The organism is Pedobacter sp. MC2016-15 (genome assembly GCF_026239695.1).
Lineage (GTDB): Bacteria > Bacteroidota > Bacteroidia > Sphingobacteriales > Sphingobacteriaceae > Pedobacter.
This window is the reverse complement of record NZ_JAPIVS010000001.1, coordinates 1,003,845-1,030,103: the sequence shown is the minus strand read 5'-3', so window position 1 is coordinate 1,030,103 and position 26,259 is coordinate 1,003,845. Positions and strand designations below refer to the sequence as shown.

Sequence of the window (26,259 nt, the reverse complement as noted above, 5' to 3'; positions counted from 1 at the left end):
TAAATGGGTACTGCCTAAGCAGTACCCATTTATTTTAACGTTCTGGTTCAGCTTGCCAGATTCCAACCTGCGAATTTGCAGGACTTAGTCCATATTCTGCCACTAACTGTTCTTTAGTGTAAGTATCTGGTGTTGGTGGGAGCGAGTTGTTTGCTGGTACGATATATGCACATGAGCGGGAATTTGCTGGTGAACATATCCCATCACCGTGGGTCGTCGTTGATACGTAACTATAGCTATTATTCCCTTTTTGCACAAAATACCCGGCAGGCAATGCATTACCACTTTTTACTGTAGTGTGCGACTCTACATTTTTAAACGCACTGCCTCCCAATGCCGTACCGGCAACGAGGAAGCTTAACAATAATCTGTTCATAATTATAAATTTTAGATTAAAAAAACGCGATGTTTCTTTACCCAGGTCATCGCTTTGCCTGTTTCGCGCGCGCGATATCTTGATCAAACCTGATAGCGATTATTGAAAGTATCAGGAAAACTAGATTAAATATGATATGCTGTTTCCAACTTAACTTTGAAATTACCCCGCCACAATTGCAAGGCAGATCATTTGTATACATGACCATGAAGAGGAGGTAACCTGTAAAGATTAGCATCAGCAACAATGAGAATAGCAATCCTACTTTGCGACCAACAGGCGAGAGCAAAAGCGCGGTTGTAAGGAGCTCAGCAGTGGGAACAGCAAATGCAATTAGTTTGCTCAATCTGCCGATCACAGGCAGTGTACTCAGCACCCACTCAAAATTGTGGAACCTCCAGATTTTGTTGGCTGCGGTATACAAAAACAGCAGGACAAACAGATACCCAATGATATCAACAATGATAGATTTGTACTTCATTGATAAAGATGATTGCCGTATTTTTTGAATAAGTGCTTTCATGATTGTTGTTAAAATATAGTGAATGCAGTGATAGAAGGATTATCAGGATCCAGATAACTTTGAAGTTTGATCAGGAAATATAAAATCCCAGCATTACCGGAAAACAGTCCGATATCATGTCCGGTTAAACCCTTGGGATTCCAGTACCGGTTGTAATCCTTATTTTCTATCCGCACGGCTTCAAACAGGTGATAAATCCATACAGCCCTTTCTTCCCAAATAATATTCCTTGTGATCCGTGCGGCTTCTACATAAACCAATCCCAGACCAGCCAGTCCGGATTCTAAACTAAAGTCATAATTAGCGGGCATTGGATTAATTCTGCTCAATATATCTTCTGCCAACTCAAGATACTCTGGATTCATATACTGCTCGTAAGCTTGTAGAAATACCAGAGCGATACCTGTACTGCCACCTATCAGAGACAAATCTGCAGTGGTGTTATCTGATTCTGTTGCCTGCTGCTGCTTGTATTTCTGCATTAAAAAATCAAGGCCATTCCAGATTGGCTCAATCACTGACTCATCAGGGCGTAGCTGATTATACTTAAGCAGGAAATGCAGGATTCCCGAGATCCCATCGGCCAGCCGTAGTTGATCAAGCGGCCAGGAGCCATCCGCAGCTTGTTGATCCAGTATAGTCTGCAACATCACTTTGAAGTATTTCTCCAGCAGTTCATTACCTGGCTGCTGCAGCAAAATGAGTGTAGCCAGGGCCTGTCCTGCAACGCCATTCGCCAAATCCAGGCAGTCTGCTGTGGTTCTTAGCCGTAAATAACTTTGGGGAAGTGGTTTACGGATTTCTATAAACCCCAATTGTTGTTCGCAGCATTGCACCAGGGCATAACCGGCATCCCCGCAAAAAAGGCCAGGTTGTCTTTCGCTATACCCCATATACATACTCCCCGGTCTTTTTTTTATCAATTTTTTAAAATATGATAAAACAGTGCCCAGCATATTGTCTCTGCCATATACGGAAATGACGTATACAATACTGTGTAGTGAATGAGCAAGCCCAGTGCGGGCATCGGTATTGTACGGATCAATGGTTTCATTAAAGTGCTTACTGATCAGCAATCTGAAATAACTCGTGATCATATGTTCTACATCTGAGTAATTAGGCTTGATCTGCTCTTTTACGTTTTGATTGTCCTCTGTACTATTTCCGTCCAAAATTATCTCATCAAGCATTACCCTGATTTCAGAAAGTAATAGTCGGTCATTCTTATCCTCATGTAAACATCCCGATATGATGTTTACTAACCTCCGGTTCAGCCCAAATAAATGCAGTGCCTTATCTATACAATAACTTCGTTGCTGGTCGAATTTTAATGGCGGGTAGTTTGTTAATGCCGCGAGCAGGATATTGCCAAAGGCATAAATATCTTCAGCTACGGTAGGTCTTAGTCTCTGGACCTACTCGGGAGGCATAAAACCCATAGTACCTAGTGAAAAAGGAGGTGAGGGATAATCTGGTATGATCGCATAAGCCAATTCAAAATCGAGAATATATAATTTTCCTTGAGGGGTTATAAGTAGGTTTTCAGGGGTAATATCCCTGTGTACATATCCAAGATCATGAAGTTTCTCCAGTTCATTGACTAATTGAAAAATGATTTTTAAAATAGATGACCGCTCCTCAGATGTAAGATCATACCATATCCTGTTTTTGAAAACAGTGTGCAGATATTTTGTCAATGTGATCCCTTCAATATACTGCAGTACCAGATAAGAACTGCCATTATCATTAAAATAGCCTTCAACTTTTGGGACCGATACTTTTTTGGATACCTTTTGCTGAATGTCTTTTTGCCAATGAAGCTTGTCCCGCATGGTACGGCCAAAGTAATCCGGGGGCAATGATCCGTTGGCCTCCTTGATTACTACGGGCACACGTTTAAACAGATACCTGAAACGGAGCGCAGTATAAAGATTTCCTTTCTCATGTTCTTTGATAATGCCGGTAATAAGATGTCTCTTGAGCAATTGACCTGGTGGTATTAACTTTCTAACTGAGCCTGATTGATCTTCCATAGATTATATCTGATTTATGTTGATACAAGTTTGTTTCAACATAAATTTCAGAATGATCCAGATTTTTCAGGCTACCTTTTTGGCTGAAAATAGTGGTAGATATGGCATTATTTACCTTGCAGTTTGTCTTTTTAATATGTGACAAATGTCTGTCTACATGAAATAATATGCGGTTTGAGGTTGCTTACTACACTAAAAGGTGTAAAAGTTAAACATCTGAATGGCATTTCTAAACCTTCTTTATAGTTTTAGCTTAACTATTATATGCTGGAACATAAATTGTCAAGTGGAAAAATCCGGGGTGCTTTTACAAAAATTGTAATTTATCCATTTTATCATTCTAACTATGAGTATCTCATCGGCTGGAACGAGAGTGAGGCTGGCGTGGTGCTCAAGATTGATCAGAAATGGTATGCTGAGGCGAAAGAATTATCTGCAGTAGTAGAAGAAATAGGAAGTGTGATTGACAAGAATGAAATCAAACTATCTCAAGAGCGATATAAGTGACATCGGAGTATGGCAGCACACGGTTATGAAATCAGGTCCCTGATCTAAAGAACCTCCTTTTTAACCTCGCAAATTGCCTGTGTGACAATCGTAAATATGAGGCCAGGTAATTGTTGCTGCTGTCAACAAAATACTGTGGATTTTCTCTATAACAAGTTTCAAAACGTTCTTCTGCAGGCATCCGTAGGAGTAATTCTCGGCTATGCAGATCACTGATATATTGGTCTAAAATAATCATCCCGATTCTCTTCAACTCTGGGTAAACATCCAGATAATTGATAATATATTGAATATTTATGGCTGACAGCACCGTAGGCATGAGGATCTCGAAACGCTCAGTATATTTTTTGTGAACCGACAACATTGCCGGAAGGATCAAACTGTCCTTTGCGCAGAACCATAAGGTAGTCCGTTCCTTAACTCCATCTTTAGTACCACATAGAAGCCCCTCATCCACAAAATAGACTGTATTTGAAATTGGAGGTAGATAGGGCATTCGATCGCCTTTTGAAAAAAACTGAACAAATACATGTTCGCTGAGATGCTGTCTTAAATCGTTACTTACCGTCGAAACTGATTCCAGATATTTGATCAACTGACTATCCTGCATGAGCTTTTTTGCTCAAAAAAAACTCTTTTTTAGCACACTGTCAAGTGTCCTCGTGTGTCGTTTGTGTCAACTTTTTGACAAAAAACACTATTTTTGTATGTTTAAACTTAATATTGATGTGTCAAAAAAAATATGAAATTTCTTTTGCATTTAATATTTGTTTATTTATAGCTTTGAGTTATAATTACCTTTTCTTGAGATGTAAACTATTATTTAACCGAATATAACATGCCATGAACAAAATCATACAAGACCTGAGTTACTTAATCCGTAGTACTATTAACGATGAGATGGTTGCAAAAGTATTTTCCAGCTCTGCTGAACTTAAATCAGAGTTAGAACGAGAGTTAAAAAATTTACAGCTTGAACTGGAACAGAAAATTTATAGCTTAAACGATGGTAATCTGCATATCGCTACAACTGTAAATTATATCATGCGAGAGCTCATACTATTGAGCAGAGAGCTGGATCAAAACGCAGTACCTGATGACGTTAGCAATGTGGTGATCAATAGCCTTATTGATTTTCTGGGTACTGAATTTCACACCCACCTTAATCCACATACGATCTTACCTGAGCGGTATCTGCTGAGCAAGCTTGATACTTGTAAAAATCTGATGGAGACATGCAGGTACCAGCTCAGGCAAATTGCACCAGCTTCTGCTATTACAAAAATTATAGAGGATTATCTCTTACTAAATGGGTATACCATCAGAACCCTTTCAGAATTACAATATTATGTAGGGTTCATTCGTAAACTGCAGGAGATTATTGCCACAGATACGAATGAATTTTTGGAGACAAGGTTGATTGAAGAACTGTATCATATCAATTTTAATGCCTATGCTTTTATCAGTTATTGCAGCGGTGTTTTCAATGCTCAGATGCAATTGGAGAATTCAAAGCGCAATGCTCAGGATCTGAACTTTGAGCGTTTAACCACCATAGCAAAGATGCCTCAGCACAAAACTTTATCATTTGATGCTTCAGACAAAAGCCTCAAAGCAGTGATCAACGAACTGCTGGTAACAAAAATGGAATACGATGCAGATGCAATCAAAAGAGCACAGCGTAGATTTTTAAAGTTAGATAAAAGCCCCCTTGTTAAGGCCAATATGAGTAGCAGGGTACTGGTAATTATTCTTAATGCCGCAAAAACTACCCAAAGTTTATTGTGTGAAAATTTTAACGATATGTATGTCTGGATTTCAGCAAATCTAGGTACTAAAACTAGCCCGGGACATCTTTCCACTAGGTCATTGAAAAACCGTAAAAATGATGCCGGTGCAGAACATGCCAGGGAGGCCGTGAGGCATCTTAATGCAATGATTGATTCGATTTGCAAGGATTTTAATCTTAATCAGTATTCTGATTCTCGTGGGAAATAGAAATTGATATTACTTTGTTCGTGTATCGTTCGTGTTTTGGTTTGTGTTGCTATAATGCTGGGGTATAGTTTCTCAATGTTTGGTGTATAGTTGGTATATCCATTTGATATACCAACTATACACCAAACATTTCCGAAGGATATCCTGACATAGAACGAGATACGAACCAAATAAGGACATTCTCAAAACTAAATAAATATGGCAACGTCAAAAAAGAAAATGGGTCCGGCAATAGGTAAAATAGGTAAAACTGTTTCATATTGGCTGAAAGGACAATGGGTGACCCGCACAATCGGCATCAATACCAAAAAGGCAACTGTTTTACAATTTGCAATCCGACAGATTACCAGGCTCATTGCAAACCTCCTAAGACCCGTAAAAAACTTTATCAAAATAGGCTTCGCCCTGGAGGCAGAGAACACAACGATGTATCCCTACAACAAGGCTGTATCAGAAAATTACTTTAACGCTATCAAAGGTGAGTATCCAAACATAGAAATCGATTATCCCAAAGCTGTTTTTAGTAAGGGAAAAATGCCTGTAAATACAGAGGCTTCAACTGAGCTGGGACCAGAAGGAATCACATTCAAATGGGATAGTAAAATTATGCTCAGGGGTATGCATCCCAATGACAGAGTAATGATGCTGGCTTACTGCCCGGAAAAAAAATACGCATTTTTTGATCCTGATGGGGCCAGACGACAGGAAGGTTCTGATTTCCTGCGAATGGTCAAATACCCGGAACCGGTTATAGTTCATACTTATATTGCCTTTATTGCAGCAAATAAACGAGGTATATCTACAACTCACTACACCGGTGAATTCCTATGGTGACTATCAGCTCATCTCTTTGCCCTCTGAATTATGAAAAAGCTCTTCGAAAAAATCGATTTTCTCATCTTCCTGGTCCAGCAGATCTATAAGCTCCTGCAGCGTGATAAGGATCCATCCATTGAGTTGGTAAGTCCTCAGCAGAACTTACTATCTGCTCAGCAACTGGCCGACCGCTGTTTAGTACAAACAAGGCAAGTGCGAAGGTGGGTGCAGGATAAAAAAATTGAGCCTACAAAATATATCGGTGCATCACCATACTTCGCTGCAGATTACATTGAAGAGGCATTTGTGACCGGAAGGCTGCGCATCAAAAAGCGCAGGTGATAGCAGTTTATTTTTTACCATCTCAACTCATCATTTTATGGAAATCTTATACAATCGTGAATCATTTCACCTGATTTACCGTTCATACGCTCAGTCACTTTTTAACGTGATCAGACATAAAATTGCGACTACTGAACTGGCTGAAGATGTGCTTCAGGATGCTTTTATCAAAATATGGCTAGGGCTGCCAAATTATAATCCCAGCAAGGGTTCGCTCTACACCTGGATGAGAACAATATGCGTACATGCGGCATTGGATCAAATAAAATCAAAGTCTTACAGAATGTATAAGTATATGGCACAACTGGAGCCTGGATTGCTGGAAACAGATCATCACCAACAAGTCTATATCAATATGGATCAATCGGATATACGGGTTCTGCTTCAGGACCTTGCGAAGCCATTTGAGCAACTGCTGTATTTGTATAGTACCGGATATACCCATATGGAAATTAGCGTTATGCTCGGCCTTCCGCTGGGAACGGTCAAAAGCCGGATTAGGGCTGGGATAAAGATTTTAAGAAGAAACTGTGGGTTAAAAAAGGCAGAAAATCTCTAGAAACGCGGTCATCTACGGTCATCTACGGTCATTTGGCTCTGAAAATTAGATAGTTATAAAATATCGTTGTACGTTTGTATCAAGTTTAACAGCTACCGGTAGCAAGCGAACTTAAATTAACAGATTTATTTAACAATTTAATTTTTTGAATTATGTCAAAAGTAGAAGCAGGTCAGATCGGTACCTTCAAAGGAAAAACCGGTCAGGTAGTCGTAGCCAGCTGGCGCGGCAAATTAGTAGGCAGAAAAACTCCTACCAAATCTAACAAACCAGGAACTGAAGTGCAGAAAGATCAGCGCTCCAAGTTTGGCCTGGTCACCAACTTCTTCAGAGGATTGGGCGGCATCGTCAGTATCGGTTATCAATATCAGAAAACTGGTATGACACCTATGAATGCTGCGGTGCAGTACAACCTGGCGAATGCTGTAACCGGGACTTATCCCGATTACGAGCTCGATTTCAGTAAGATTATGCTGAGCAACCCTATAGGTGCAGGCGAAATTGACACTGGCTTTGCGCCAACAGCTGTTGCTGCTGAGGATGCTGTTTTGAAGGTATCCTGGCAGATAAATCCTGGCAGAAATGCCAGTACGAAAACAAGTCCTGATGACCGCCTGAGCATTCTCATTTACAACGTAAGCAGAAAAAGGTTCATGTCTTATGGAGGTTTAGCTTTAAGGTCTGCCTTGAAGTACGACTTAGAACTCCCTTACTTCTTTAAAGGCGATACTTGTCACGCGTACATGTTCTTCACCTCTAAGTCTGTGAAAGAGGTGTCAATGAGTGAATACCTGGGACAGTTTATCGTCCTTCCGTAATCTTCATCCCGGCAGGCAACTGCCTGCCGGGTTTTTAATTCTCCAATTATTCATCTTAAAATTACGAAAATGACTACATCAACGATGAGGGTATTACCAGACCCTGCAACAAACTTTAAGGCGAGAGGGGCGGCAGCGAAATTGCTTAGGATTGCCCCGCTAAGAATGTCGGCATCAGCTCTCAGCGGCAGTTTTAAAAACTGGAAGCCATGGCTGATATTTCTTTTACTGCTGTCAATATGGTTTATCCCTGCAACCATGATACACCAAATTGACCCAACGGCCGTAGCACCAGACCAAAGCCAGTGGCTAATGGTGATCTTAAGCCTGATTACTTTTTTAATGATCATGGCGATATGCTGGTGGCTGTTAAACCGGCACTGGCAACTGATCGGCCTTCCTCCAGTTTCACAGATGGTTTCACACTTTAAATTAGTTACGCTATGGCAACAGCTCGTGTTTTACTTGCTATCTTTTGCTTTGGTCTTACTGGCAGCTTTAGCCTGTTTGATCGCCATCTGTTAGCAAATGACAGCTGCAGGCAAAGGCTGGTGCAGATTGCACAGCATGAGGTTGGCGTAAGAGAACTGACCAACAACAATGACGGCAAAAGGATTGCAGAGTATCTTGCGGCAGTGAAGCTGAAGGGTCGTTATCCCTACTGCGCAGCTTTTATTAGCTGGGTGTACCAGCAGGAAGGCTTTGCCAAACCACGCTCCGGCTGGTCGCCCGATCTGGTGCCTTTGTCGAGATTAACGAAGGAGCCGCTACCCGCCAATATCTTTGGCATATACTATCCCGAATTGGGCCGTATTGCCCATGTGGGGATGATTGAAAAAGTGCATCACCATTGGGCAATCACGATCGAGGCAAATACGAACGTTGCAGGCAGCAGGGAAGGTGAAGGGGTATATCGGAAACGAAGGCATCTGAAGACGATCTACCGAATGGCCGACTGGATAGGCCGGGAAGGGGGAGCTACCCATGACTGACGTTTTTCAGCGCAGCTGGCTGGATAAAGTAGCTGATCTCTATCCGGGCATAGTATTGCTGGCATGCCTGCTTACTTTAACAATGAATTGCAACTTGTTTAAGAACACAGCCAGCAACCTGAACAATACGCATGAATTGAACAGTGATCATACCAAACTGAAATTGACGGAACAAAGGGCTTGGTTGAGCCGCTCTGCGAAGATTACTCTGCATCATGACAGCAGTAACCTGGATTATATGCTCCAGATCTGGCCGAAAGGGATGTTCAGCTTTACGCCTCAGCAGGGTTTTACCGGCGAGGCGGAAAGGATCCTCCTGACAGGTAAGTCGCGCTCAGGATCTGCCCGCTCGGATATATCTTCGGCTTTGCAGCAGGATAAAGGAAAAACAACGGGGCAACTCAGCACCAGTAAAAAGCATGTAGCTGATGCAAAGCTCCTAACAAAAAGCACTGCGCCCTCATGGAAGTGGATAGTGGCCGCACTGGCCATCATGGGTTTTGCAGGCTGCTACATCTACACGAAAATAAAACTGTTTTTTAAAACATAAGCGATGAAAACTACACGATACCGCCTTAGCCTCGTCAAATGCCTGAGGGATCAGCAGTTCCTGCAAACATCGCTTATCAAAATACAGAAACTGGTGATGATGCGGAAATTGATGAAGCCCTTGATTAATACGATGCAGCAAGCTGCACAAAAAACTGGAGGACCGCCATAACCTCCATATATGGTTCCCATAACCAGCAGATGCGGAGGAGCTCGACCGCCTCCGCAATCTGTATCAATTGACGAAACACTAATATTGATATTCCTATGAAAGTATTAACGACAACCAAGAATTACGAAATCGCAGTGGCAATAACTGCAGTAAAGCTGATTCTCAATGATTTTGTAAGATGGGGGATGCAGGCAGCAGTAATCTATGATTATCCCGATATGAAGGGGCTTGCGGCTTTTGAAGAACTTGCAGAAGAAGATGTGATATTGCTAAAGCGTGCAAAAAATCCCCGTAGCAGTTTGCTGCTTAATTATGCAACCATCATTCATGACTTACTGAGTTCTTATCTGAATCTCTTTGCACCGACACTGCAAAATGCGGTGGTGAGCAAGGATATTTGCAGTTTTGCCAATGAGTTATACTTTCGTTTGATCTATGATAACCCTATGTACTGTACGGATGATTTGGATATTGATTTGGAATTATTTGCCTATTCTGTAATGCATGCGATGTACTGCCTTTGTGAGTTGGTGATTACAGGATCAGTTGATCTTGATTCGGCGTTCGACCATGGTTCCAGCTATGACCTGGTAATGGAAGGTACCTGGGACGCTTATCTGAACCATGAAGATCACGATTTTAGACTGCTGGCTAATTTGATGGAAACTGCTGTTGGTTTTTATGAGGAGGTGGTAGAAGTTCTCATAGGAAATAACTAATAGCTCATAGAATGCAATTAGTTAGAACTAAATGCCGATCTGTGGGTTCTAGTCAAAATTGATTTCTGTGACTATTATCCTCTCTCTCATATTTCTGTTTTTGATCGCTCGTTTATTAGTTGCAGGATATAACTTTTTCTCTATGCCTAAGCTGGTACCGAACAATGTTTTCTACGAAGAAAAGATATCAATACTAATTCCGGTACGCAACGAGGAACATAATATTATACATTTGCTGGAATCGATCCAGTCCCAGGATTGCAGAAATTATGAGGTACTTGTGCTGAATGATAATTCGACGGATAACACTTTAAAGCTGGCGCAAAGTTATGCTAAGTCAAAAAGTAATATCAGGGTAATCAATGGAATGCCGCTTCAGAAAGGTTGGACGGGTAAAAATTTTGCTTGCTGGCAACTGGCGCAGGAGGCTTCCGGAAAGTACTTTCTTTTTATAGACGCTGATGTGAGCTTTGAATCAGGATTATTAGGTAGCGCGATTGCACATATGAAAAGGAACCAGCTATCGTTGCTCAGTCTATTTCCTGATCAGCAGATGAAAACAATCGGCGAGAAAAGGGTGATCCCACTAATGAATTACCTCTTGCTCACCTTATTGCCACTTAAATTGATTTTTGGCAATTCTAATCCGGTATTTGCTGCAGCATGTGGTCAGTTTATGTTATTTGATGCAGCATTATATAAAAAACATCAGTGGCATGCCCGGGTACGAAAGGAGGTGACTGAAGATATCAAAATTATGCGTTTGCTAAAAACTGAGGGTGAAGCAGGTGACTCTTTGATGGCCAATGGTTTGTTTAGTTGCAGAATGTATAGTTCTTACCGGGATGCCATCGATGGCTTTAGCAAAAACTTTATCACTCCATTTAATGATAGTATACCACTTTTTATCTTGTTTCTGAGCTGTGTATTAGGAGGCCCCCTGGTGGTATTTGCCACTATGAACCTTTACCTGATCGTCGCCTTATGTACCATTATTATACTGACCAGACTCATGACATCAAGTTTATCAGGCCAGAAGGGCTTGGTGAATGCTTGTCTGCATCCTTTACAGATGCTGAGCCTGCTACATATTGGCTATCTCGCAGTGCATCGCACATCCACCAAAACCATAGGCTGGAAGGGGAGGATTATTAACTCTTAGCCGGCACTATTGTCGTCACGCAAATCTTCAGCTTCAAACTCTTTGATATCTCCGCTGTCAAGCTTAACGCTGATGGTATGCCCGATCGAATCTACCACTTCGCCATCACCGTCTGGTGTAATGACACGCTGGCCTTTTAAAAACAAATCTTCATTCATAGGATTTAATTTAATTGTTTATAATTTTAACAGAGACTGTTAATTTTTAAGATGGAAAAATGTCATTGAAAGCGGTTGTACACTCCAAACGAATTTCCAGATGCAATGTATCTTTGACATACAAAGCGATATTGTTATTGGAATCAAGGTAATAACGATAATAATTTTGTATTCCATCATTAGCTGCAGGATTCGTTGGCGTACGTCGCATCTCAAACCAATAGGCATAGGCGTCTTGTAAAATTGCTATACGCTCTTCAAAAACTCTGATTCGATTGACAAACCTGTCATCATTTTGGATTGTTGTATGTTCACTCATATGATGTCTGGTTGTAATTTGTCAAACTGAAAAATGAAATCTTGTACGCAATACCGGATCGGGCTTGCACCTTAGGTACTCTGATCCGTATCTGCGTCACTGCCCCTGCTTTCATCGGCAGCTTCTTCAGAGCTGGCCTGATCATCAAAACCTACGTGCTGATCTACATCTGCGTCACTTCCTTTAACTTGTTCAGCAGCTTCTTCAGAGCTGGGCTGATCATCTTTTGGAACAGCATCCTCAACGGGCTTTTCAGCTGCTTTTTGATTCACTTCTTTTAGTACGGAAACTGCTTTCTCTTCTTTGCCTTTTTCTGCGTTCGAACTCATAGTAAATAAATTAGTTATGGCTACTACATGTGGTAGAGAGAATAGTTTTAAATACTTTACTGATCATTTTTATTACCAAAAATTGAATCCTCCTGAAGACCCCGCTGATAGAACGATTTTAAAAATTGGAGAGGACGATTTTCTGATTGTTCAGCGGCAAAATCGATAAATGAACTGTCGAGATTGAAAAATCCGGGAAGCGTAGAATATTCTTCCAATGTAAATGACTGGAATCCCATCCACCAGTTTTCAAAGTCTCTGAACTTTTTGTCTTCCCGCTGCAGGACGACGATATTAGTGTGCCTCTTATCGAGCTTGATCTTACTAAAAATATCATCTACTTCTTGTTTTGATCCTTCCAGTACCTGCATAAATCTGCCAGTTACAGAGGAATTAATGCTGCGTTCTTCTAAACTGGCAAATAAACCTTCCACGTAAATCAGCATACCTGTGATTCCATGATCGGTATTCCATTGAATGGATTCCTTTAGAATGCGCTGTAACTCTTTATTGGATACAAGAGGATCAGCCTTGCTCATGTAGACAAGAGAATGTTCCATGATATTTAATTTTGAATGACTCAAATAGTTATTGATTGTATAGTGGAAGGATGGAATAAACTTATTCGAAGATAAGGAATTTATTTTGGGAAGGTGTTAGTAGGTAGATAACTAATAAGTATAGCTGGTGAGAGTTGTCATTATCATTTTTTTTGCACGTTATCACTTTTACTTTTAAACTGAGGATAAATAATATTCCTTTCAATCTGTATCAGGTAAGCGATATTATTCCTGGAGTCTTCGAGTGACTGCTCAAGCATGAGTGCTGGGTGTTCCATGTCAAGGTTTTCTGCAATTACCTGCAGACTGCTATATGAGGAAATTTTAATCCCATAGATATCTTTGAGCACCTTTAGGATTTGTATATCCTTAAAAAGGCCTGGCTTCTTTCTATCTTTAACTATTTTTTTTAGCTGTTTTTCTACCGCAGTGTGCAGCTCATCAATGCCAATAGCAGGTGTGATCTCAATAGAATCAACAATTTTTTCTAATCGGGAGACATGACTCGCCTGGCCTGAACGGTCTGCTGACAATGCTGACCTCAATTCTTCAGTAGTCGTTGAAGCAGATAGCTTATCAAAATATAGTAAATAATCTTTTTCAGCTTTAAAAAGTTCATTTAAATGGATACTGAAAATGTCTTCCAATTTATAGTTTGTTGATTTCATGGAGGTATAACATAAAATCATATTATTGGTTTTTGATTGTATACTTTGAAGTACTCAATCAGAACCGAGATAAACATTTTAATTGGCCGGAGTTTTGATACTGTGAAATTGGGGTTATTTGGTTAATATTGTTGATAATTTTCCACAATAATCCCATATTGCATTGAGTTTTCTAGCATAACCCCTATGTATAGCTCCTAGGTCATATGCTTTATTATTTAATTTTCACATCATTATCCTTATGCCTTATAAAGAGCTCGAACGACAGCAGGCAGTTAATAAATTCTTGAAACTGAACTTCAGCAAGGAAAAGGAATTGCAGGAAATTGTAATGCTTGCAGCCAAGGTTTGTGGTACAAAGAGTGCCCTGATCACATTAATCGATCACGATACCCAATATGTTTTGATCAAGCAGGCATTCAAATTTGATACAACAAGCAGAGAAGATGCTTTCTGTGATTATGTAATCAAAAAGCGTGATGTGGTGATTGTTCCTGACGCAACATGTGATGAAAGGTTTCACAGCAATCCGCTGGTGCTTGCAGATCCTCATATCCGTTTTTATGCCGGGGCGCCCTTAAGTACCGATGACGGCTATACTATCGGCAGCCTTTGTGTGATAGATCAATCACCCAACTCTCTTACTGATACGCAAATTGAAGTTCTGAGAGCTTTGGCGAAACAGGTAGTGCAATTAATGTATTTTGATATGAGCCTTCAGGTGCTGAAAGATTTATACATTGATACTAAACGCTCGGAGATTGAACTTAAATCCTTTTTTGAAAGCTCCATTGATCATCATTTGCTCCTGGATCAGAATTTTCAGGTGCTTGCATTTAATCGGTCCTGGGAAAGTCATGTAAAAAGCGCATATGGACTGCAAATGGAAAAAGGAAAATCTATGATAGATTATATAAAGCACGAAAACCTTCGTGAGTTTTATCGTGATTACCGGAAAGCTTTAACCGGAACCGCGGTGTATGATGAGCGTAACCTCAAAATGGGTGTAAAAGACAACTGGCGTTTAGTCAAGTTTGAGCCAGCATTTAACTATGAAGGGAGCATTATAGGTGTTTCTGTCAACGTTTCAGATGTGAACAGGAGGGTAGAGAATGAGCAGACAGTAAGGCTACAAAATGAACGTCTGAATGAGATTGCCTTTATTCAATCACATGAGTTCCGCAGGCCAGTAGCGTCGATCATGGGCTTGATAACGTTGATAAGATTACATGATTCTTTTCAGGAGATGGAGGAGTTTGATATGCTAGAGCGGGCTATTTATGAACTCGATGGTAAGATTAAGTTGATTTTAGGAGCTATTGATGATGATCAATAGCGAAAAAATATACAAAAGTAAACATAAATGTTCTTTGGAGCATTTTTTGTGGGGCAGAACTCACTTAAGAAACAGTTTATTATTACATTATTCATTTTTTAAATTTGGCAACATTTCAAGATGGGAAATTTGCGCTTTCCGGAGATTCCCTTATAGAAAATTTTGATTTACTCACCATAGCTCTAGATTCATCAATCTCCGGCATTGTCATTACAGACAATCGTCTGCCGGATAATCCAATCATCTATTGTAACGTTGCATTCGAGAATATTAGTGGCTACCGCCGTAACGAGATCATTGGACACAATTGTCGTTTCCTGCAGGCAGATGATAGAAACCAGGAGGTGCGTGAAACGCTGGCTGCTGCTATTAAAAATGGAGATAGTACGAATGTGGAAATCAGGAATTACCGAAAAAACGGTGACTTATTCTGGAATGAGCTATATATGGCTCCGGTTAAGGATAGTGAAGGAAAAGTAACTCATTTTATAGGTGTTCAGAACGATATCACCGCCAGGAAAAAAGTTGAACATGATCTCCGTCAGCAAAAAGCATTGATGGAGAAGAAAATTGACGAAAGGACTTTAGCACTGAGAGACAGTGAAGCGTTTCTGACCAGTATTATTGAAACGGTCAGAGAAGGTCTTCTTGTACTTGATCCAAAGTTCAATGTAATAAGTGCAAATTATTACTTTTTAAAAACTTTCAAAGTAACCCTTGAAGAGACCGTTGGCAAAGAGCTGTATGCCCTTGGAAATAACCAGTGGGATATACCGCAGCTGCGGGAACTATTGGTGAAAATTCTTCCTACAAATAATCCTGTGGTTGACTTTGAGGTTGAACATGATTTTCCGCATATTGGAAGGAAACTGATGTTATTGAATGCGTACAGAATAGAACTTGAAGGGCAGTTTAAAGACCAGATCTTACTGGCCATTGAGGATATTACTGACCGTAAAGAAATTGAACGGCGTAAGGATGACTTTTTATCGATAGCCAGCCATGAACTTAAAACACCTCTGACAACCATAAAAGGATATCTGCAGGTATTAGAACGTACCATGCCTGATGATGCCTCAGAAAAATTTGGCTCTACTCTTGGAAAGGTGTCTAAATATGTGGAGAGGTTAAATAACCTGATTGCAGAATTACTTGATGTATCAAGAATTCAGACAGGCAATATCGAATTACATCATGCTGATTTTGATTTTGACCGCATGATCAATGAGGTTGTTGATGGTTTCCAGGCTTCAGCTCATGACCATAAGATTGTCTTGACTGGTCATACCAATGCGATAGTCAATGCAGACGAGACGCATATCATTCAGGTGCTCAACAATCTGTTGTCAAATGCGATCAAGTATGCCCCTCAATCCAAACAGGTAGATCTCAACATCTCTAATGTCAGTGAATTTGTAAAGGTTTCTGTAAAGGATTACGGTATAGGCATGAATGCTGAAGACAAAAAAAGGATCTTTGAAAGATTTTACAGAGGCAGCGATATACAAAAGCGTTTTCCCGGTATGGGAATAGGGCTGTATATATGTGATCAGATCATAAAAAATCACAATGGTACGTTGTGGGTTGAAAGTGAAAAGGGCAAAGGATCAACGTTTAGTTTTACACTTCCAAAAAAAGGGAAAAATAATGATGAGCAGCAATAAAAAGATATTAATTTGTGATGATGATGAAGGAATTTTGGATGTGCTGCAACTTATACTTGAAGAAACGGGCCATACAATTATCTCTGAGATAAACAGTTTAAATGTTAAATCACTGATAGACAGGCAATCGCCAGACCTGGTGATCATAGATCTCTGGATGCCGGTATTATCCGGGGACCAGATTTTGCAAATGATTCGTAATCATCCTGATTATAAGAATTTACCGGTTATAGTGATCTCTGCAAGCAGGGATGGTAAAGAAATTGCAGATCATGCACAAGCTACTGCATTTATAGCCAAGCCATTTGACTATGACCAATTGCTGGAAACCGTAGAAAAAATCTTGAATTGACCAGTGGAGGGCCTCATTTTATTACAGATTTAATGTCGAATAATGTCAAAGATGGATACTCCTACAAGATTTCTGGTAGTATACTATACCTATATGTGTAGGCTTCTTTATTTTTTTTTGTGATAATGTTAATTTTGGTATGTAAATTGCACAAAAGGGCAGAAAAAAATCACAAAAAAAATTTAAATAGCTTATGATTGATTTCGAGCAGTTCATTATTGACAGAATTACAAATTTTAGATTGAACCTGGGCTTAACCCAGCGTGAGATTGGAAGTATTATTCATAGCTCAGCTTCCTTTATAGGAAATATAGAGAACAAAAAATCGACAGCAAAGTATAATATTAAACATATCTGCCTGCTTGCTGCTCATTTCAAGCTCAATCCAGTTTACTTCTTTATGTCTGATACAGATTACAGCAAGCTTGAACCTGGCTACAGGTTGAACGATCTTTTAGCAAGCTTAAAATTGCAGAGGTAATCGAAATGCCTATCATAACAGATCATCTTTGTCTATTCTTGCACTGTAGTCGCCCGATGAGATTTTATTGGCGACATTAGATATGATCTCAACCTGGCGGTCTACAGATGATCTCTTATTAGCAAGCTCCTGTTCTAATCTGGAGGCTATAAGTATGCTTTCCTGGATTTTCCTATAGAATGTCAGTGTGATGAGCATGCCGATCAGGGCCGCAACCGCAATGAAAATTGGCGTCATCACCTCGTACTTACTCAATTTCGCATTTCGCACTACCATTAACTGCTCTTCCCTGATGTTCATTACTTTGATGATTGTCCTCACGGAATCCATAATTGCCTTTCCTCTCAAGAGGGTCTTTACTGATGGTTGTAATCCCTGTTTGCGATCCGCAATGGTACTCTCTATAATGTTATATTTCTCTTTGATCAGCTTTTCAAGGGCTGGAAAATCATGCTGCTGACTGTGGTTATCAATGGTTAGTTTCTGTGCGTTGATAAATAAGTCCATCACTTTATTTTTTGATCCATTGTATGGTTCCAGAAACGCTTCATCACCGGTCAACAAGTATCCGCGCTGCCCCGTCTCGGCATCTTTCATCGTTGACATCAGATTGCCAAGTGTTGAACTTACCTCTGAAGTATGCTCTACCCAGCGCTGACTCTCCAGCAATTCGCGGATGCTGAAATAAGAAATGCCTGAACTCAATAATAAAATAAATAAGCTAGTGGTAAAACCAAGGATAAGATTGCGTTTAGTACTTTTCTGAATTTTTTGCATGAAAACAGTGTTGAGGAGTTGCCGGTAATGGGTCAACAAAAATACAAGATTTATGGTAATGTGCAACAATGCCCCCGAATGTCAGTCAATCTATGTGATAGTTGGTTAACTGATTTGACCACATCGCCATAAAAATGATCTTAGTTGATCAAGATCCATATTCCACGTTAATAAATAACTACCTTTAATCAATCCGGTAGTGAACCGGACTAACATAAAATCATGGAAAAAAGGGATATTATCGTCATTGGTGCCTCAGCAGGTGGCTTTGAAGCATTAAAGAAATTGATACTGGACCTCCCTGCGGATTTCGAAGCATCAATATTTATTGTATGGCATATGAGTCCGGATTTGCGCGGAGTACTGCCTGATGTATTTAATAAACTCAATACCATCCATGCGGCCAATGCATATGACAACGAACCAATTGTGGGCAATCGAATCTATGTTGCTCCTCCCGACCATCATTTATTGGTAGAAGAGGGGAAAGTTAGGGTGACACGCGGCCCCAAGGAAAATAGATTCAGGCCGGCAGTTGACCCTTTGTTTCGAAGCGCTGCATATGCTTATGGCAGCCGTGTGATTGGTGTTGTCTTATCAGGCGGTCTTGATGATGGAACCGCAGGTTTATGGCGTATTAAGTATAGTGGTGGTACTACAATTGTACAGGATCCGGCAGATGCTGAAGTGCCTTCCATGCCGGAAAGCGCGCTTCGTGAAGTAGAAGTTGATTATACTGTCCCTGTTTCAGCTCTGGCAGACCTGCTGGTTGAGCTGGTCAAGGATACAAACATCGTAAGTACGCTGATTAAAGATGAGAAGACCAAAATTGAAATCAACATCGCCGCACAACAGAATGCTTTACACAAGGGCTCACTTGATATAGGTGCAATGTCTCCATACACGTGTCCGGAATGCCATGGCGTTTTATCAAAAATAGTGGACGGCAACTTAATACGTTTTCGTTGTCATACCGGTCATGCTTATTCCTTAGATACACTGTTATCATTATTGACAGAAGAAATTGAAGATAGTTTATACAGTGCGATCAGAGGTATGGATGAAAGTATTATCCTGCTTAATCATATCGGAGATCATCTTGCCGAAGAAAATCAACTTCAACGGGCCGCAATTTTTTTCAGAACAGCAAAGGAAGCATCAGAAAGATAGGTTAAGAGGGCTCAAACCAGGTGCCTGGCTGATGAAGTTGGAGGTCAATGCTAAAATTTTCCAGTTGCTTTTGCAGGCGCTCGGCCGGATCAGGGGTTTCAATATATATTGGAGGTTTATTCATAGAATGATAGTGGATTGGTACTACCGACCTGGCACCGATGAGATGTGCTGCAACCGCTGCCTGCTCAGGGCTCATTACGGCCTCGAGCGGACTCATTGGACGTAGAGCCGGAAAATCGACTACGGGAGCATTGATAGGCAGAAAAGCAATGTCGAAAGGACCGAACTTGTTGGCAATACGCCACCAGAAACCATGGAATAAAGTATCACCGGCATGGATAATTCTATGCCCTCCGCATTCAACGATCCAGCTTAGCTGCGGGTCGCCAAATCCATCAACTGCCGGAGCTGAAGATATTTTAAAGGGACCAATGTTCTGCTCTTCCCATTCTCCTACAACTGCAGTTACCAGGGGATGCTTCTGAAATTCTGATTCAGCATGTGCTGTTAACGCAAGGTCTGCCATTGTGCCCGATGCAGCTGCAGGGCGTAGAACGGGTGCTCCGGTGCGGAGTGCTAAAAATAGCGCAGAGGGATCAGCATGATCCGAATGGAGATGGGTTACCAATGCCGCTGATGCGCTGCCAGGTTTTGATGACAGTGGGAAGGGTTCATCGGGACTGCGTAAAATTGCCAGTTGTGTGGTGTTTTGAATATAATCGATCAGGAGGGTTTCACCTTTATATTCAATTTCTACTCCAGACCAGCCTAACCTTTGTAATCTGACTTTTGTGCTCTTCATGATGTTGCTTTTAAATTGATGCAGCAAAAGTGGCGCAATAGGCTATAGGGATGTTAGACAAATTTTCCCGGAGTATTAGCTATTCTTCCCTATTTACCGGAGGATCCAGGACTTCAGATAGCGTGCTTGTCGCGGTATTGCGAAGGGGATATACCTTCGCATTTTTTAAAAAATCTGCTGAAGGTTTGTATATCATTATAGCCCAGCTGGTATGCAATTTCTTTGACGGACAGACTGGTATAGCTGATCTGTCTTTTTGCGTGGATAAGAATCCTGTCGTGAATGATATGCAGTGGAGACCGGTTATAATTAAGAAAGGTATTTGATAGTGTTTTGGGCGATTTGTTTAATGCGGAGGCATAAAATGCGACGTCGTGATGTTCACAGAAATGATTTTCTACCAAATAATTAAACTCCCTGATCAATTCTATCTGACGCTTTTCAAGCTGATGTAAGTAGGTGGAATTTCGTAATATTCTCACAGAAAGAATGAGCATTCTCTTCAGCAAGGTTTCCAGCATTTCTTTCTGCAGGATGTCAGTACGCTGCATTTCATGTTTAAAAATAGTCCATGTCACTTCAAAATCTTCAGTGGACAAAGGATCAAGTATCACTATGGGTACATGTGTTGCCCCGTAAAACAACAGCCCTTTACTGCCTACCTGTTTATCCTGGTCGATCATGCAGAAAAATGACTTGTTAAACCGAACCATTCTGGCACTTTCAAGTTCGATATGGTCAATATGATGAAACTCTGTTAGAAAGATAATCCCGCCCTTTGAGAGCTCATAGGGTATCTTATCAATAACGATTTTTAAAATGTCACTGGTATTCCAGATGAAAGTTTTATCGGTTGCACCTGAATCAAGAACAATATTTTTATTGGTTTCATTCAGCTCGCTGAGGCTGATAAACTCGTTGGAATCATTTTTGAAAACCATGATCATTATATATGGCTTCAAATGTAGCTTCCTTTACAACATCCACAAAAGAATTTGGCTTGAAATCATTGGGGGATTTGGGAAACAAGATGAATTACATATCCGAACTTTCAATAAACCTTCCCAGTTCTGCGGCAATTAAACTCAGTGAAGGTGTGCTCCCTTCCCAGGTAGGGCGTGCCAGATCATTATCCATCTGAGAATAGTACAGATACCCTATCGTTGCGCCTTCAAGTTCCACGCGGTACCGTTCATCTTCGTCATGCGGACTGTAAATGATGAGATCTTCAATCTTGCCTTTATTGTCGATTTTATAGTGATACTGTTCCATAAATTAGAAACAGGGAATATCTATTTAAGTTTGTTTTGATAGTACTCAAATACACGCTGCTGAAAAGCGAGCTTTTTCTCATTGAGTTTCTGCGCCTGTATTTCTGCAGCTTTGAGTCCCGCCATAGGGTTCATGATTTTGAAATCCGCAAACCATTGTTGACCGTAAGTGGAGTGCTCATATTTAATCATAAACTCTTCTGGCGAATACCAGCTTTTGGTAGCTGTGTTATAGATCCAGCATTTGTGACGCAATGCTTCCTTTACCAAAATATTGATATTAGTGAAGTGTACTGCTTTTTGATCTTCCTGATAGCCCATAAGATAAAATTATACTAATATTATTAGTATTTCAATAGAATTGTCTCAAAATACTTTTTTACAAATGTTTTTTTAAGTTGATTTATTTGCCAGATATTCTCTGTACTCTTTGTCGTCTTTTTTGATAAACAATGTTCTGGAGGTAGAATATCGGTGCTGCCCGCACCTGAATCTCAGCTGCAATTCAATATTATTGAGATTACATATCATACACCATTGTTTGATAATTGGTAAAAGATGATTGTATAGAGTTAATGAATATGACTGTATATCAGGTATGATATGTTTATTCTGATATCCCTCACTTAAATGCGACAGGTGAAACTCTAAGGTATTACCAAGCAACATGATGAAATAACAGTTATCAGGAAGGTGTTCCTTAATCCTGCTCTTGTTTACCCATTCCATTAACATGGGTGGTAATTTTCTTCTATCTGAAAGTGCTAAATCCATATAATAAGTTTGTATGCAAATATGAAACTAAAAATATTAGTATTTGTTATTATTTTTTGACGTTTTTTCCACAATCTTGAGATTCTGTTTTTGGGTATTCCCCGATTTTGGTGATTGTAGTGGCTTGAGCAGAGTCCTACTTTCGAATCATGGAAATAGACTTTCAAATTGGGATCATTGGATCCGGTCTGGCAGGTATAGCAGCTGCATTGCAATTAAAAAAAGCTGGTAAGGACTCATATGTGATATTTGAGAAATCTGCGGAGGCAGGTGGCATATGGAGAGACAACGTTTATCCGGGATGCCGCTGTGATGTAGTCTCACACGTATATTCTTTCTTGGATGAACTCAATCCAAACTGGGAAAGCTTATATGCTACGCAGTCTGAGATTTATGATTATATCAATAACGTAATTGATAAGAATGCTATCAGAGAACATATAAAGTTTAACACTGACATTGTTGAAGCGATCTTTATTCCGGAACATGGGCATTGGTTGTTGAGAGACGGGTTTAATCAGACAATCAGAGTGAAAGTTTTGATTGTAGCCCTGGGCAAATTAATCCGGCCTAAAATTCCTTTCTTTAAGAACGCTGATCAGTTTAAAGGCAAGATTATGCACTCTGCAAATTGGGATTCTTTTTATCAGCTGAATAATAAAAGGGTGGGGGTGGTAGGAACGGGGGCCAGTGCAGTCCAGATTATTCCTTCCATCATTCATATGGTAAAGTACCTGACGGTTTTTCAGCGTAGTGCTCCATGGATCACCTTCAGGCATAATATCAATTACACCACTGCAGATCAGAGCAGGTTTAAAAAATATCCTTTCCTGCTCAGACTGAAACGCTTTTTGTATTACCGGAAAAATGAACTCCTGGGATCGGCATTTGTTGGGCCGAAATGGATAAACAGGTTGTTTAGTTACGTGTTTCTCAAAAATATGGTAAAGGCAATTTACGACCCCGATATGATCAAAAAACTCACTCCAGACTACAACGTTGGATGTAAACGGGTGATGAGATCTGACGATTATTATCCGGTATTTAACCGGGCAAATGTTGATCTTGAGGTGGATCAGATTGATAGTTTTACTGCTGATGGTATCAAAACGATAGCCGGCAAAGAATACAAACTTGATGCGGTGATCATGGCTACAGGCTTCGAGGTGGCAGATTTTAATTTCAAAATTAATATCATCGGCCTGAAAGGGCAGAACCTGAGGAATCTGTGGAGGGCTAACGATGCTCAATGTTATAAAGGGATGATCACCAGTGGTTTCCCTAACCTGGCCTTTGTATCAGGACCAAATACGGCATCCGGATTCAACTCTTCCCTGTTACTCATGGAAGCCCAGGCCAGCTATATCGTAAAGTATATCGATCAGATTGAGCTTGCCGGTAAAAGAAGTTATCTGGACTTAAGGCCGGAGGTGCAGAATACATATATGGATGATTTGCATCGAAGGTTTCAGGATACTGTATGGCTTTCCGGTTGCCAGAGCTATCATCAGAACAGCAATGGGAAAAACGTATATGTGTTTCCGGGGTATTTCCGGCAGTTTAAAAAATTAGTGAAGAGGTTTAGAAAAGGGGAGTATCTGGTGTTTCATAATTAGGTTTATACTTAATTTAACTTCTTTATTTTGCTCTGTATGAATTGTGTTTCAATAAAATATATGTCTACTTATTGATTGATAATGAGCAATGTGTAGTGTTTTCTGTCTTTTGTGATATCAGTTTTGTTTACTATATTTGAGTGTTTACTAATAGTAAACACTCAAATATAGTAAACAAAATGGAGGCACTTAATATCTGGAAAGAAGCCTGATTTTTGTGGTGTCCATGACATGTTTCTGGAATCTTAGAAATCAACATCGACGGCATTAAGATTAACACGAAGTCGATCAGAGCCCTGGCTGAAATGCTGAGAGGACTTGCGGATGGATCCCGCATATCATAATCATCCATCTATTTAAAATTCCGGGAACGTAGCTTTTATAGATATTTGCATTTTGTAGCACAACCGTACTATTCAATTAGTATCATAGCATAATTGTACCAATTTAAAGCTATTATGTACAACAGTACATGCCTCGTATCAGTATAACTTTGCTTAAAAGAAATTGAATATGAAAGCATATATCTTAAATGAGCCTGGAGACACGACTCAATTACAAATCAAGGAAATAGCTATCCCGGAGATAGCAGGTGATGAAGTACTGATCAGGGTGAAAGCTATAAGTATTAATCCGGTGGATTCTAAAACAAGACAGGGAAAAGGTATTTATGGCAGGCTGAAGGAAGAGAGTCCGCTGATTTTGGGTTGGGATGTCGCAGGTATAGTCGAAAAAGCAGGAGCTGAGGTCAAAGATTTTAAAGAGGGCGACGAAGTTTTTGGAATGGTTAACTTTCCGGGACACGGTAAAGCCTATGCCGAATATGTGGTGGCACCTGCTTCACACTTAGCATTAAAACCACAAAATATCAGCTTCGAAGAAGCAGCAGCTGCAACTCTGGCGCTACTAACAGCGTATCAGGTGCTGAAAAAAGCCAAAGTTCAGAGTTCTCAGAAGGTTCTGGTGCATGCGGCTGCAGGCGGTGTTGGACACTTTGCAGTGCAACTGGCAAAACACTGGGGAACCTATGTGATCGGTACCGGCTCTGAGAAAAACCACGACTTCATCGTAGGTCTTGGAGTAGACGAGTTCATAGACTATCATGGAGATCAGTTGGATACCATCGTTGGCCATGTGGATTTCGCCTTTGATACTATTGGTGCTGAAAATATCATACGCTCGCTGCCGCTGGTAAAAAGAGGAGGCACTTTAATCAGTATCCCCACTGGTCTCAATGACGAGCAAAAACAAAAGGCCACGGAATTGGGTGTTGATGCATACTTTTATTTGGTAGAGTCCAGTGGTGAAGACATGAAAGAGATAGCGGAATTATTGTCGCAAGGCATCGTAAAAGCTCATGTTTCTAAAGTACTTCCATTTGAACAAATGGCTGAAGCACATCAGGCTATTGACAGTGGCCGAACTGTAGGTAAAATTATTGTTTCCCTATAAATGTAAATTGTTATCATAATATCAGCGAATTTATAGCATACTGGACAAACTTTGTTTGATGCTATAAATTCCTGGTGATTAATGATAAAAATGATTACCAACCATATTGATCACATTGTTCATCACTAGTTTCAATATGATATACAAGATTGAAATTACTATCACCCGAATGATTAATCCGGATTTCTTAAAGTCGAAGACCGAAAAATACTGGTAATAGAAAATGATGAAATACACAAATGTGAGGAAGGTCAGGAAGTAGTTAACTGCAACAGCAAAATCTGTATTATCCGTAAATATCATGCAGATGGGGAAGATCAGGCTGATGGCCAGGAGTCCGCATAACAGATACAAGTTGAGCACCAGATGCTCCGTATAATTTTGCCTGCTTTTTTTGAAGAGCAGATAACTGGCGAAAGCAATAATCGGAATATGCAGGAAGACTGTGATTTTTGAGTAGTCTTTGAGCACCTTGAACAATCCTTTCACACTTGATTTATCATCGTAGAAAATCGACGCATCAGTTTTTGCCCATTTTTTAAGGAAATAAGTGATGGTGAGCAGCAGGATGATCGTTGCGAAATAATTGAAGTGTTTTGTTCTCTTTCCAAGTACATACTCCCTGATACTGTGTCCAGGCCTTGTAAACAGCTCTTTCAGCGTGTAAAAGAAGCCTTTGTCAAAATGAAATATCCCGTGGATAAAATCGTGTTCAAAAACGTGTGCTATCGATAGCCTGTGAGTAGATGTTGATTGGCTGCAATTACTGCAAAATTTCCCTGCGATTTCAGTGTTGCAGTTTAAACAGTTATTAGTCATTGTTGAGGTTGTCAATTTAGGTTGCTGCTTTCTTTTCTATTGCGTCTGCGATCATATGGCCGCAAAATTTTTGTATCGGAATCTATGTTTCAAATATAATAATTTGGTTGTGGTATGGTAGAGGAAGATTTATTTTCTGACT

General features: G+C 40.2%; 34 protein-coding genes. 18 read left to right on the top strand and 16 right to left on the bottom strand.

Features of this window, described 5'->3' with window-relative positions; translation table 11 throughout:
- Positions 1-34 precede the first annotated feature (34 nt).
- The 4 genes from OQY15_RS04600 to OQY15_RS04585 all read right to left on the bottom strand — a co-directional run bounded on the left by OQY15_RS04600 (position 35) and on the right by OQY15_RS04585 (position 2,932).
- Positions 35-376 (bottom strand): hypothetical protein, encoded by a 342-nt coding sequence (locus OQY15_RS04600; protein WP_265788291.1) that lies wholly within the window; start codon positions 374-376, stop codon positions 35-37.
- Positions 377-422: 46 nt separating this feature from the next.
- Positions 423-857, bottom strand: a complete 435-nt coding sequence (locus OQY15_RS04595) for a MauE/DoxX family redox-associated membrane protein (RefSeq protein WP_265788289.1) — start codon at positions 855-857, stop codon at positions 423-425.
- Positions 858-907: 50 nt separating this feature from the next.
- A complete protein-coding gene (locus OQY15_RS04590) occupies positions 908-2,089 on the bottom strand; it encodes a lanthionine synthetase LanC family protein (protein ID WP_265788287.1) in 1,182 nt (393 codons plus the stop codon).
- A gap of 225 nt (positions 2,090-2,314) precedes the next feature.
- Positions 2,315-2,932, bottom strand: a complete 618-nt coding sequence (locus OQY15_RS04585; RefSeq protein ID WP_265788285.1) for a protein kinase — start codon at positions 2,930-2,932, stop codon at positions 2,315-2,317.
- A 264-nt stretch (positions 2,933-3,196) separates the two neighbouring features.
- Between OQY15_RS04585 and OQY15_RS04580 the strand changes: the two genes are divergently transcribed.
- Positions 3,197-3,439 carry a hypothetical protein gene (locus OQY15_RS04580; protein ID WP_265788283.1) on the top strand — a complete coding sequence of 81 codons (243 nt, stop codon included), beginning with the start codon at positions 3,197-3,199 and terminating at the stop codon, positions 3,437-3,439.
- A gap of 31 nt (positions 3,440-3,470) precedes the next feature.
- On the opposite strand, the gene OQY15_RS04575 is transcribed toward OQY15_RS04580, so the two are convergent.
- Positions 3,471-3,935 (bottom strand): hypothetical protein, encoded by a 465-nt coding sequence (locus OQY15_RS04575; protein WP_265788282.1) that lies wholly within the window; start codon positions 3,933-3,935, stop codon positions 3,471-3,473.
- A 347-nt stretch (positions 3,936-4,282) separates the two neighbouring features.
- Here OQY15_RS04575 and OQY15_RS04570 point away from each other — a divergent pair, with 347 nt between their 5' ends.
- The 11 genes from OQY15_RS04570 (at position 4,283) to OQY15_RS04520 (ending at position 11,566) form a co-directional block, all read left to right on the top strand.
- Entirely contained in the window at positions 4,283-5,437 is a 1,155-nt protein-coding gene (locus OQY15_RS04570; RefSeq protein WP_265788279.1) for a hypothetical protein, read from the top strand.
- A 198-nt stretch (positions 5,438-5,635) separates the two neighbouring features.
- Complete coding sequence (locus tag OQY15_RS04565; protein ID WP_265788277.1) at positions 5,636-6,271, top strand: DUF6266 family protein; 636 nt, start codon at positions 5,636-5,638, stop codon at positions 6,269-6,271.
- A 30-nt stretch (positions 6,272-6,301) separates the two neighbouring features.
- Positions 6,302-6,595, top strand: coding sequence for a hypothetical protein (locus OQY15_RS04560; RefSeq protein ID WP_265788274.1), 294 nt, complete (start codon positions 6,302-6,304; stop codon positions 6,593-6,595).
- Positions 6,596-6,632: 37 nt separating this feature from the next.
- Positions 6,633-7,154 (top strand): RNA polymerase sigma factor, encoded by a 522-nt coding sequence (locus OQY15_RS04555; RefSeq protein WP_265788272.1) that lies wholly within the window; start codon positions 6,633-6,635, stop codon positions 7,152-7,154.
- Positions 7,155-7,306: 152 nt separating this feature from the next.
- Complete coding sequence (locus tag OQY15_RS04550) at positions 7,307-7,972, top strand: DUF6266 family protein (protein WP_265788269.1); 666 nt, start codon at positions 7,307-7,309, stop codon at positions 7,970-7,972.
- 69 nt (positions 7,973-8,041) lie between these two features.
- On the top strand, positions 8,042-8,497 hold the full coding sequence (locus tag OQY15_RS04545; RefSeq protein ID WP_265788267.1) for a hypothetical protein: 456 nt from the start codon (positions 8,042-8,044) through the stop codon (positions 8,495-8,497).
- Positions 8,416-8,964 carry a peptidoglycan-binding protein gene (locus tag OQY15_RS04540; protein WP_265788265.1) on the top strand — a complete coding sequence of 183 codons (549 nt, stop codon included), beginning with the start codon at positions 8,416-8,418 and terminating at the stop codon, positions 8,962-8,964. Before OQY15_RS04545 ends, OQY15_RS04540 begins: the two co-directional genes overlap by 82 nt.
- Complete coding sequence (locus tag OQY15_RS04535) at positions 8,957-9,514, top strand: hypothetical protein (protein ID WP_265788263.1); 558 nt, start codon at positions 8,957-8,959, stop codon at positions 9,512-9,514. Before OQY15_RS04540 ends, OQY15_RS04535 begins: the two co-directional genes overlap by 8 nt.
- 3 nt (positions 9,515-9,517) lie before the next feature.
- Positions 9,518-9,685: a hypothetical protein gene (locus tag OQY15_RS04530; protein WP_265788260.1), complete on the top strand. Its 168-nt coding sequence runs from the start codon at positions 9,518-9,520 to the stop codon at positions 9,683-9,685.
- Positions 9,686-9,780: 95 nt separating this feature from the next.
- Complete coding sequence (locus OQY15_RS04525) at positions 9,781-10,404, top strand: hypothetical protein (RefSeq protein ID WP_265788258.1); 624 nt, start codon at positions 9,781-9,783, stop codon at positions 10,402-10,404.
- A 142-nt stretch (positions 10,405-10,546) separates the two neighbouring features.
- Positions 10,547-11,566, top strand: coding sequence for a glycosyltransferase family 2 protein (locus OQY15_RS04520; protein ID WP_265788256.1), 1,020 nt, complete (start codon positions 10,547-10,549; stop codon positions 11,564-11,566).
- Here the strand turns inward: OQY15_RS04520 and OQY15_RS04515 are convergent.
- The 5 genes from OQY15_RS04515 to OQY15_RS04495 form a co-directional block, all read right to left on the bottom strand.
- Positions 11,563-11,724 (bottom strand): hypothetical protein, encoded by a 162-nt coding sequence (locus OQY15_RS04515; RefSeq protein WP_265788254.1) that lies wholly within the window; start codon positions 11,722-11,724, stop codon positions 11,563-11,565. The genes OQY15_RS04520 and OQY15_RS04515 overlap by 4 nt on opposite strands.
- A gap of 46 nt (positions 11,725-11,770) precedes the next feature.
- Positions 11,771-12,043, bottom strand: coding sequence for a hypothetical protein (locus OQY15_RS04510; protein WP_265788252.1), 273 nt, complete (start codon positions 12,041-12,043; stop codon positions 11,771-11,773).
- A gap of 71 nt (positions 12,044-12,114) precedes the next feature.
- On the bottom strand, positions 12,115-12,372 hold the full coding sequence (locus tag OQY15_RS04505) for a hypothetical protein (protein WP_265788250.1): 258 nt from the start codon (positions 12,370-12,372) through the stop codon (positions 12,115-12,117).
- A gap of 56 nt (positions 12,373-12,428) precedes the next feature.
- Entirely contained in the window at positions 12,429-12,932 is a 504-nt protein-coding gene (locus OQY15_RS04500; protein ID WP_265788248.1) for a BLUF domain-containing protein, read from the bottom strand.
- A gap of 143 nt (positions 12,933-13,075) precedes the next feature.
- Positions 13,076-13,600 carry a DUF892 family protein gene (locus OQY15_RS04495; RefSeq protein ID WP_265788246.1) on the bottom strand — a complete coding sequence of 175 codons (525 nt, stop codon included), beginning with the start codon at positions 13,598-13,600 and terminating at the stop codon, positions 13,076-13,078.
- A gap of 241 nt (positions 13,601-13,841) precedes the next feature.
- Here OQY15_RS04495 and OQY15_RS04490 point away from each other — a divergent pair, with 241 nt between their 5' ends.
- The 3 genes from OQY15_RS04490 (at position 13,842) to OQY15_RS04480 (ending at position 16,952) form a co-directional block, all read left to right on the top strand.
- A complete protein-coding gene (locus tag OQY15_RS04490; protein WP_265788244.1) occupies positions 13,842-14,936 on the top strand; it encodes a GAF domain-containing protein in 1,095 nt (364 codons plus the stop codon).
- 104 nt (positions 14,937-15,040) lie between these two features.
- The gene (locus OQY15_RS04485; protein ID WP_265788242.1) at positions 15,041-16,600 is read left to right on the top strand and encodes an ATP-binding protein; all 1,560 of its coding nucleotides are present in this window, start codon (positions 15,041-15,043) and stop codon (positions 16,598-16,600) included.
- Positions 16,584-16,952, top strand: a complete 369-nt coding sequence (locus OQY15_RS04480) for a response regulator (RefSeq protein WP_265788240.1) — start codon at positions 16,584-16,586, stop codon at positions 16,950-16,952. Before OQY15_RS04485 ends, OQY15_RS04480 begins: the two co-directional genes overlap by 17 nt.
- 493 nt (positions 16,953-17,445) lie before the next feature.
- Here OQY15_RS04480 and OQY15_RS04475 read toward each other — a convergent pair whose 3' ends face one another.
- Positions 17,446-18,210: a CHASE3 domain-containing protein gene (locus OQY15_RS04475; RefSeq protein ID WP_265788238.1), complete on the bottom strand. Its 765-nt coding sequence runs from the start codon at positions 18,208-18,210 to the stop codon at positions 17,446-17,448.
- Positions 18,211-18,432: 222 nt separating this feature from the next.
- On the opposite strand from OQY15_RS04475, the gene OQY15_RS04470 reads away from it, so the two are divergent.
- Positions 18,433-19,380 carry a chemotaxis protein CheB gene (locus OQY15_RS04470; RefSeq protein ID WP_265788236.1) on the top strand — a complete coding sequence of 316 codons (948 nt, stop codon included), beginning with the start codon at positions 18,433-18,435 and terminating at the stop codon, positions 19,378-19,380.
- A gap of 1 nt (position 19,381) precedes the next feature.
- Here OQY15_RS04470 and OQY15_RS04465 read toward each other — a convergent pair whose 3' ends face one another.
- The 4 genes from OQY15_RS04465 to OQY15_RS04450 all read right to left on the bottom strand — a co-directional run bounded on the left by OQY15_RS04465 (position 19,382) and on the right by OQY15_RS04450 (position 21,777).
- The gene (locus tag OQY15_RS04465; protein WP_265788234.1) at positions 19,382-20,185 is read right to left on the bottom strand and encodes an MBL fold metallo-hydrolase; all 804 of its coding nucleotides are present in this window, start codon (positions 20,183-20,185) and stop codon (positions 19,382-19,384) included.
- A gap of 113 nt (positions 20,186-20,298) precedes the next feature.
- The gene (locus OQY15_RS04460; protein ID WP_265788232.1) at positions 20,299-21,126 is read right to left on the bottom strand and encodes a helix-turn-helix domain-containing protein; all 828 of its coding nucleotides are present in this window, start codon (positions 21,124-21,126) and stop codon (positions 20,299-20,301) included.
- Between the two features lie 94 nt (positions 21,127-21,220).
- Entirely contained in the window at positions 21,221-21,457 is a 237-nt protein-coding gene (locus tag OQY15_RS04455; RefSeq protein WP_265788230.1) for a hypothetical protein, read from the bottom strand.
- A gap of 20 nt (positions 21,458-21,477) precedes the next feature.
- On the bottom strand, positions 21,478-21,777 hold the full coding sequence (locus OQY15_RS04450; RefSeq protein WP_265788228.1) for a hypothetical protein: 300 nt from the start codon (positions 21,775-21,777) through the stop codon (positions 21,478-21,480).
- A 602-nt stretch (positions 21,778-22,379) separates the two neighbouring features.
- Here OQY15_RS04450 and OQY15_RS04445 point away from each other — a divergent pair.
- Positions 22,380-23,846 (top strand): NAD(P)/FAD-dependent oxidoreductase, encoded by a 1,467-nt coding sequence (locus OQY15_RS04445; RefSeq protein WP_265788226.1) that lies wholly within the window; start codon positions 22,380-22,382, stop codon positions 23,844-23,846.
- 513 nt (positions 23,847-24,359) lie between these two features.
- Complete coding sequence (locus tag OQY15_RS04440) at positions 24,360-25,298, top strand: NADP-dependent oxidoreductase (protein WP_265788223.1); 939 nt, start codon at positions 24,360-24,362, stop codon at positions 25,296-25,298.
- 78 nt (positions 25,299-25,376) lie between these two features.
- Here OQY15_RS04440 and OQY15_RS04435 read toward each other — a convergent pair whose 3' ends face one another.
- On the bottom strand, positions 25,377-26,117 hold the full coding sequence (locus OQY15_RS04435) for a DUF3667 domain-containing protein (RefSeq protein WP_265788221.1): 741 nt from the start codon (positions 26,115-26,117) through the stop codon (positions 25,377-25,379).
- Between the last annotated feature and the right edge of the window lie 142 nt (positions 26,118-26,259).

Excerpts from the sequence above, each read along its gene's own strand:
- OQY15_RS04540 (WP_265788265.1), top strand. The coding sequence starts at position 8,416 with ATGGCAACAGCTCGTGTTTTACTTGCTATCTTTTGCTTTGGTCTTACT.
- OQY15_RS04510 (WP_265788252.1), bottom strand. The coding sequence starts at position 12,043 with ATGAGTGAACATACAACAATCCAAAATGATGACAGGTTTGTCAATCGA.
- OQY15_RS04480 (WP_265788240.1), top strand. The coding sequence starts at position 16,584 with ATGATGAGCAGCAATAAAAAGATATTAATTTGTGATGATGATGAAGGA.
- OQY15_RS04440 (WP_265788223.1), top strand. The coding sequence starts at position 24,360 with ATGAAAGCATATATCTTAAATGAGCCTGGAGACACGACTCAATTACAA.
- OQY15_RS04570 (WP_265788279.1), top strand. The coding sequence starts at position 4,283 with ATGAACAAAATCATACAAGACCTGAGTTACTTAATCCGTAGTACTATT.
- OQY15_RS04535 (WP_265788263.1), top strand. The coding sequence starts at position 8,957 with ATGACTGACGTTTTTCAGCGCAGCTGGCTGGATAAAGTAGCTGATCTC.
- OQY15_RS04495 (WP_265788246.1), bottom strand. The coding sequence starts at position 13,600 with ATGAAATCAACAAACTATAAATTGGAAGACATTTTCAGTATCCATTTA.
- OQY15_RS04575 (WP_265788282.1), bottom strand. The coding sequence starts at position 3,935 with ATGCCCTATCTACCTCCAATTTCAAATACAGTCTATTTTGTGGATGAG.
- OQY15_RS04555 (WP_265788272.1), top strand. The coding sequence starts at position 6,633 with ATGGAAATCTTATACAATCGTGAATCATTTCACCTGATTTACCGTTCA.
- OQY15_RS04545 (WP_265788267.1), top strand. The coding sequence starts at position 8,042 with ATGACTACATCAACGATGAGGGTATTACCAGACCCTGCAACAAACTTT.
- OQY15_RS04565 (WP_265788277.1), top strand. The coding sequence starts at position 5,636 with ATGGCAACGTCAAAAAAGAAAATGGGTCCGGCAATAGGTAAAATAGGT.
- OQY15_RS04520 (WP_265788256.1), top strand. The coding sequence starts at position 10,547 with ATGCCTAAGCTGGTACCGAACAATGTTTTCTACGAAGAAAAGATATCA.
- OQY15_RS04465 (WP_265788234.1), bottom strand. The coding sequence starts at position 20,185 with ATGAAGAGCACAAAAGTCAGATTACAAAGGTTAGGCTGGTCTGGAGTA.
- OQY15_RS04470 (WP_265788236.1), top strand. The coding sequence starts at position 18,433 with ATGGAAAAAAGGGATATTATCGTCATTGGTGCCTCAGCAGGTGGCTTT.
- OQY15_RS04525 (WP_265788258.1), top strand. The coding sequence starts at position 9,781 with ATGAAAGTATTAACGACAACCAAGAATTACGAAATCGCAGTGGCAATA.
- OQY15_RS04530 (WP_265788260.1), top strand. The coding sequence starts at position 9,518 with ATGAAAACTACACGATACCGCCTTAGCCTCGTCAAATGCCTGAGGGAT.
- OQY15_RS04455 (WP_265788230.1), bottom strand. The coding sequence starts at position 21,457 with ATGGAACAGTATCACTATAAAATCGACAATAAAGGCAAGATTGAAGAT.
- OQY15_RS04490 (WP_265788244.1), top strand. The coding sequence starts at position 13,842 with ATGCCTTATAAAGAGCTCGAACGACAGCAGGCAGTTAATAAATTCTTG.
- OQY15_RS04445 (WP_265788226.1), top strand. The coding sequence starts at position 22,380 with ATGGAAATAGACTTTCAAATTGGGATCATTGGATCCGGTCTGGCAGGT.
- OQY15_RS04595 (WP_265788289.1), bottom strand. The coding sequence starts at position 857 with ATGAAGTACAAATCTATCATTGTTGATATCATTGGGTATCTGTTTGTC.
- OQY15_RS04515 (WP_265788254.1), bottom strand. The coding sequence starts at position 11,724 with ATGAATGAAGATTTGTTTTTAAAAGGCCAGCGTGTCATTACACCAGAC.
- OQY15_RS04550 (WP_265788269.1), top strand. The coding sequence starts at position 7,307 with ATGTCAAAAGTAGAAGCAGGTCAGATCGGTACCTTCAAAGGAAAAACC.
- OQY15_RS04600 (WP_265788291.1), bottom strand. The coding sequence starts at position 376 with ATGAACAGATTATTGTTAAGCTTCCTCGTTGCCGGTACGGCATTGGGA.
- OQY15_RS04500 (WP_265788248.1), bottom strand. The coding sequence starts at position 12,932 with ATGGAACATTCTCTTGTCTACATGAGCAAGGCTGATCCTCTTGTATCC.
- OQY15_RS04450 (WP_265788228.1), bottom strand. The coding sequence starts at position 21,777 with ATGGGCTATCAGGAAGATCAAAAAGCAGTACACTTCACTAATATCAAT.
- OQY15_RS04585 (WP_265788285.1), bottom strand. The coding sequence starts at position 2,932 with ATGGAAGATCAATCAGGCTCAGTTAGAAAGTTAATACCACCAGGTCAA.
- OQY15_RS04580 (WP_265788283.1), top strand. The coding sequence starts at position 3,197 with ATGCTGGAACATAAATTGTCAAGTGGAAAAATCCGGGGTGCTTTTACA.
- OQY15_RS04560 (WP_265788274.1), top strand. The coding sequence starts at position 6,302 with ATGAAAAAGCTCTTCGAAAAAATCGATTTTCTCATCTTCCTGGTCCAG.
- OQY15_RS04590 (WP_265788287.1), bottom strand. The coding sequence starts at position 2,089 with ATGCTTGATGAGATAATTTTGGACGGAAATAGTACAGAGGACAATCAA.
- OQY15_RS04435 (WP_265788221.1), bottom strand. The coding sequence starts at position 26,117 with ATGACTAATAACTGTTTAAACTGCAACACTGAAATCGCAGGGAAATTT.
- OQY15_RS04505 (WP_265788250.1), bottom strand. The coding sequence starts at position 12,372 with ATGAGTTCGAACGCAGAAAAAGGCAAAGAAGAGAAAGCAGTTTCCGTA.
- OQY15_RS04460 (WP_265788232.1), bottom strand. The coding sequence starts at position 21,126 with ATGGTTTTCAAAAATGATTCCAACGAGTTTATCAGCCTCAGCGAGCTG.
- OQY15_RS04475 (WP_265788238.1), bottom strand. The coding sequence starts at position 18,210 with ATGCAAAAAATTCAGAAAAGTACTAAACGCAATCTTATCCTTGGTTTT.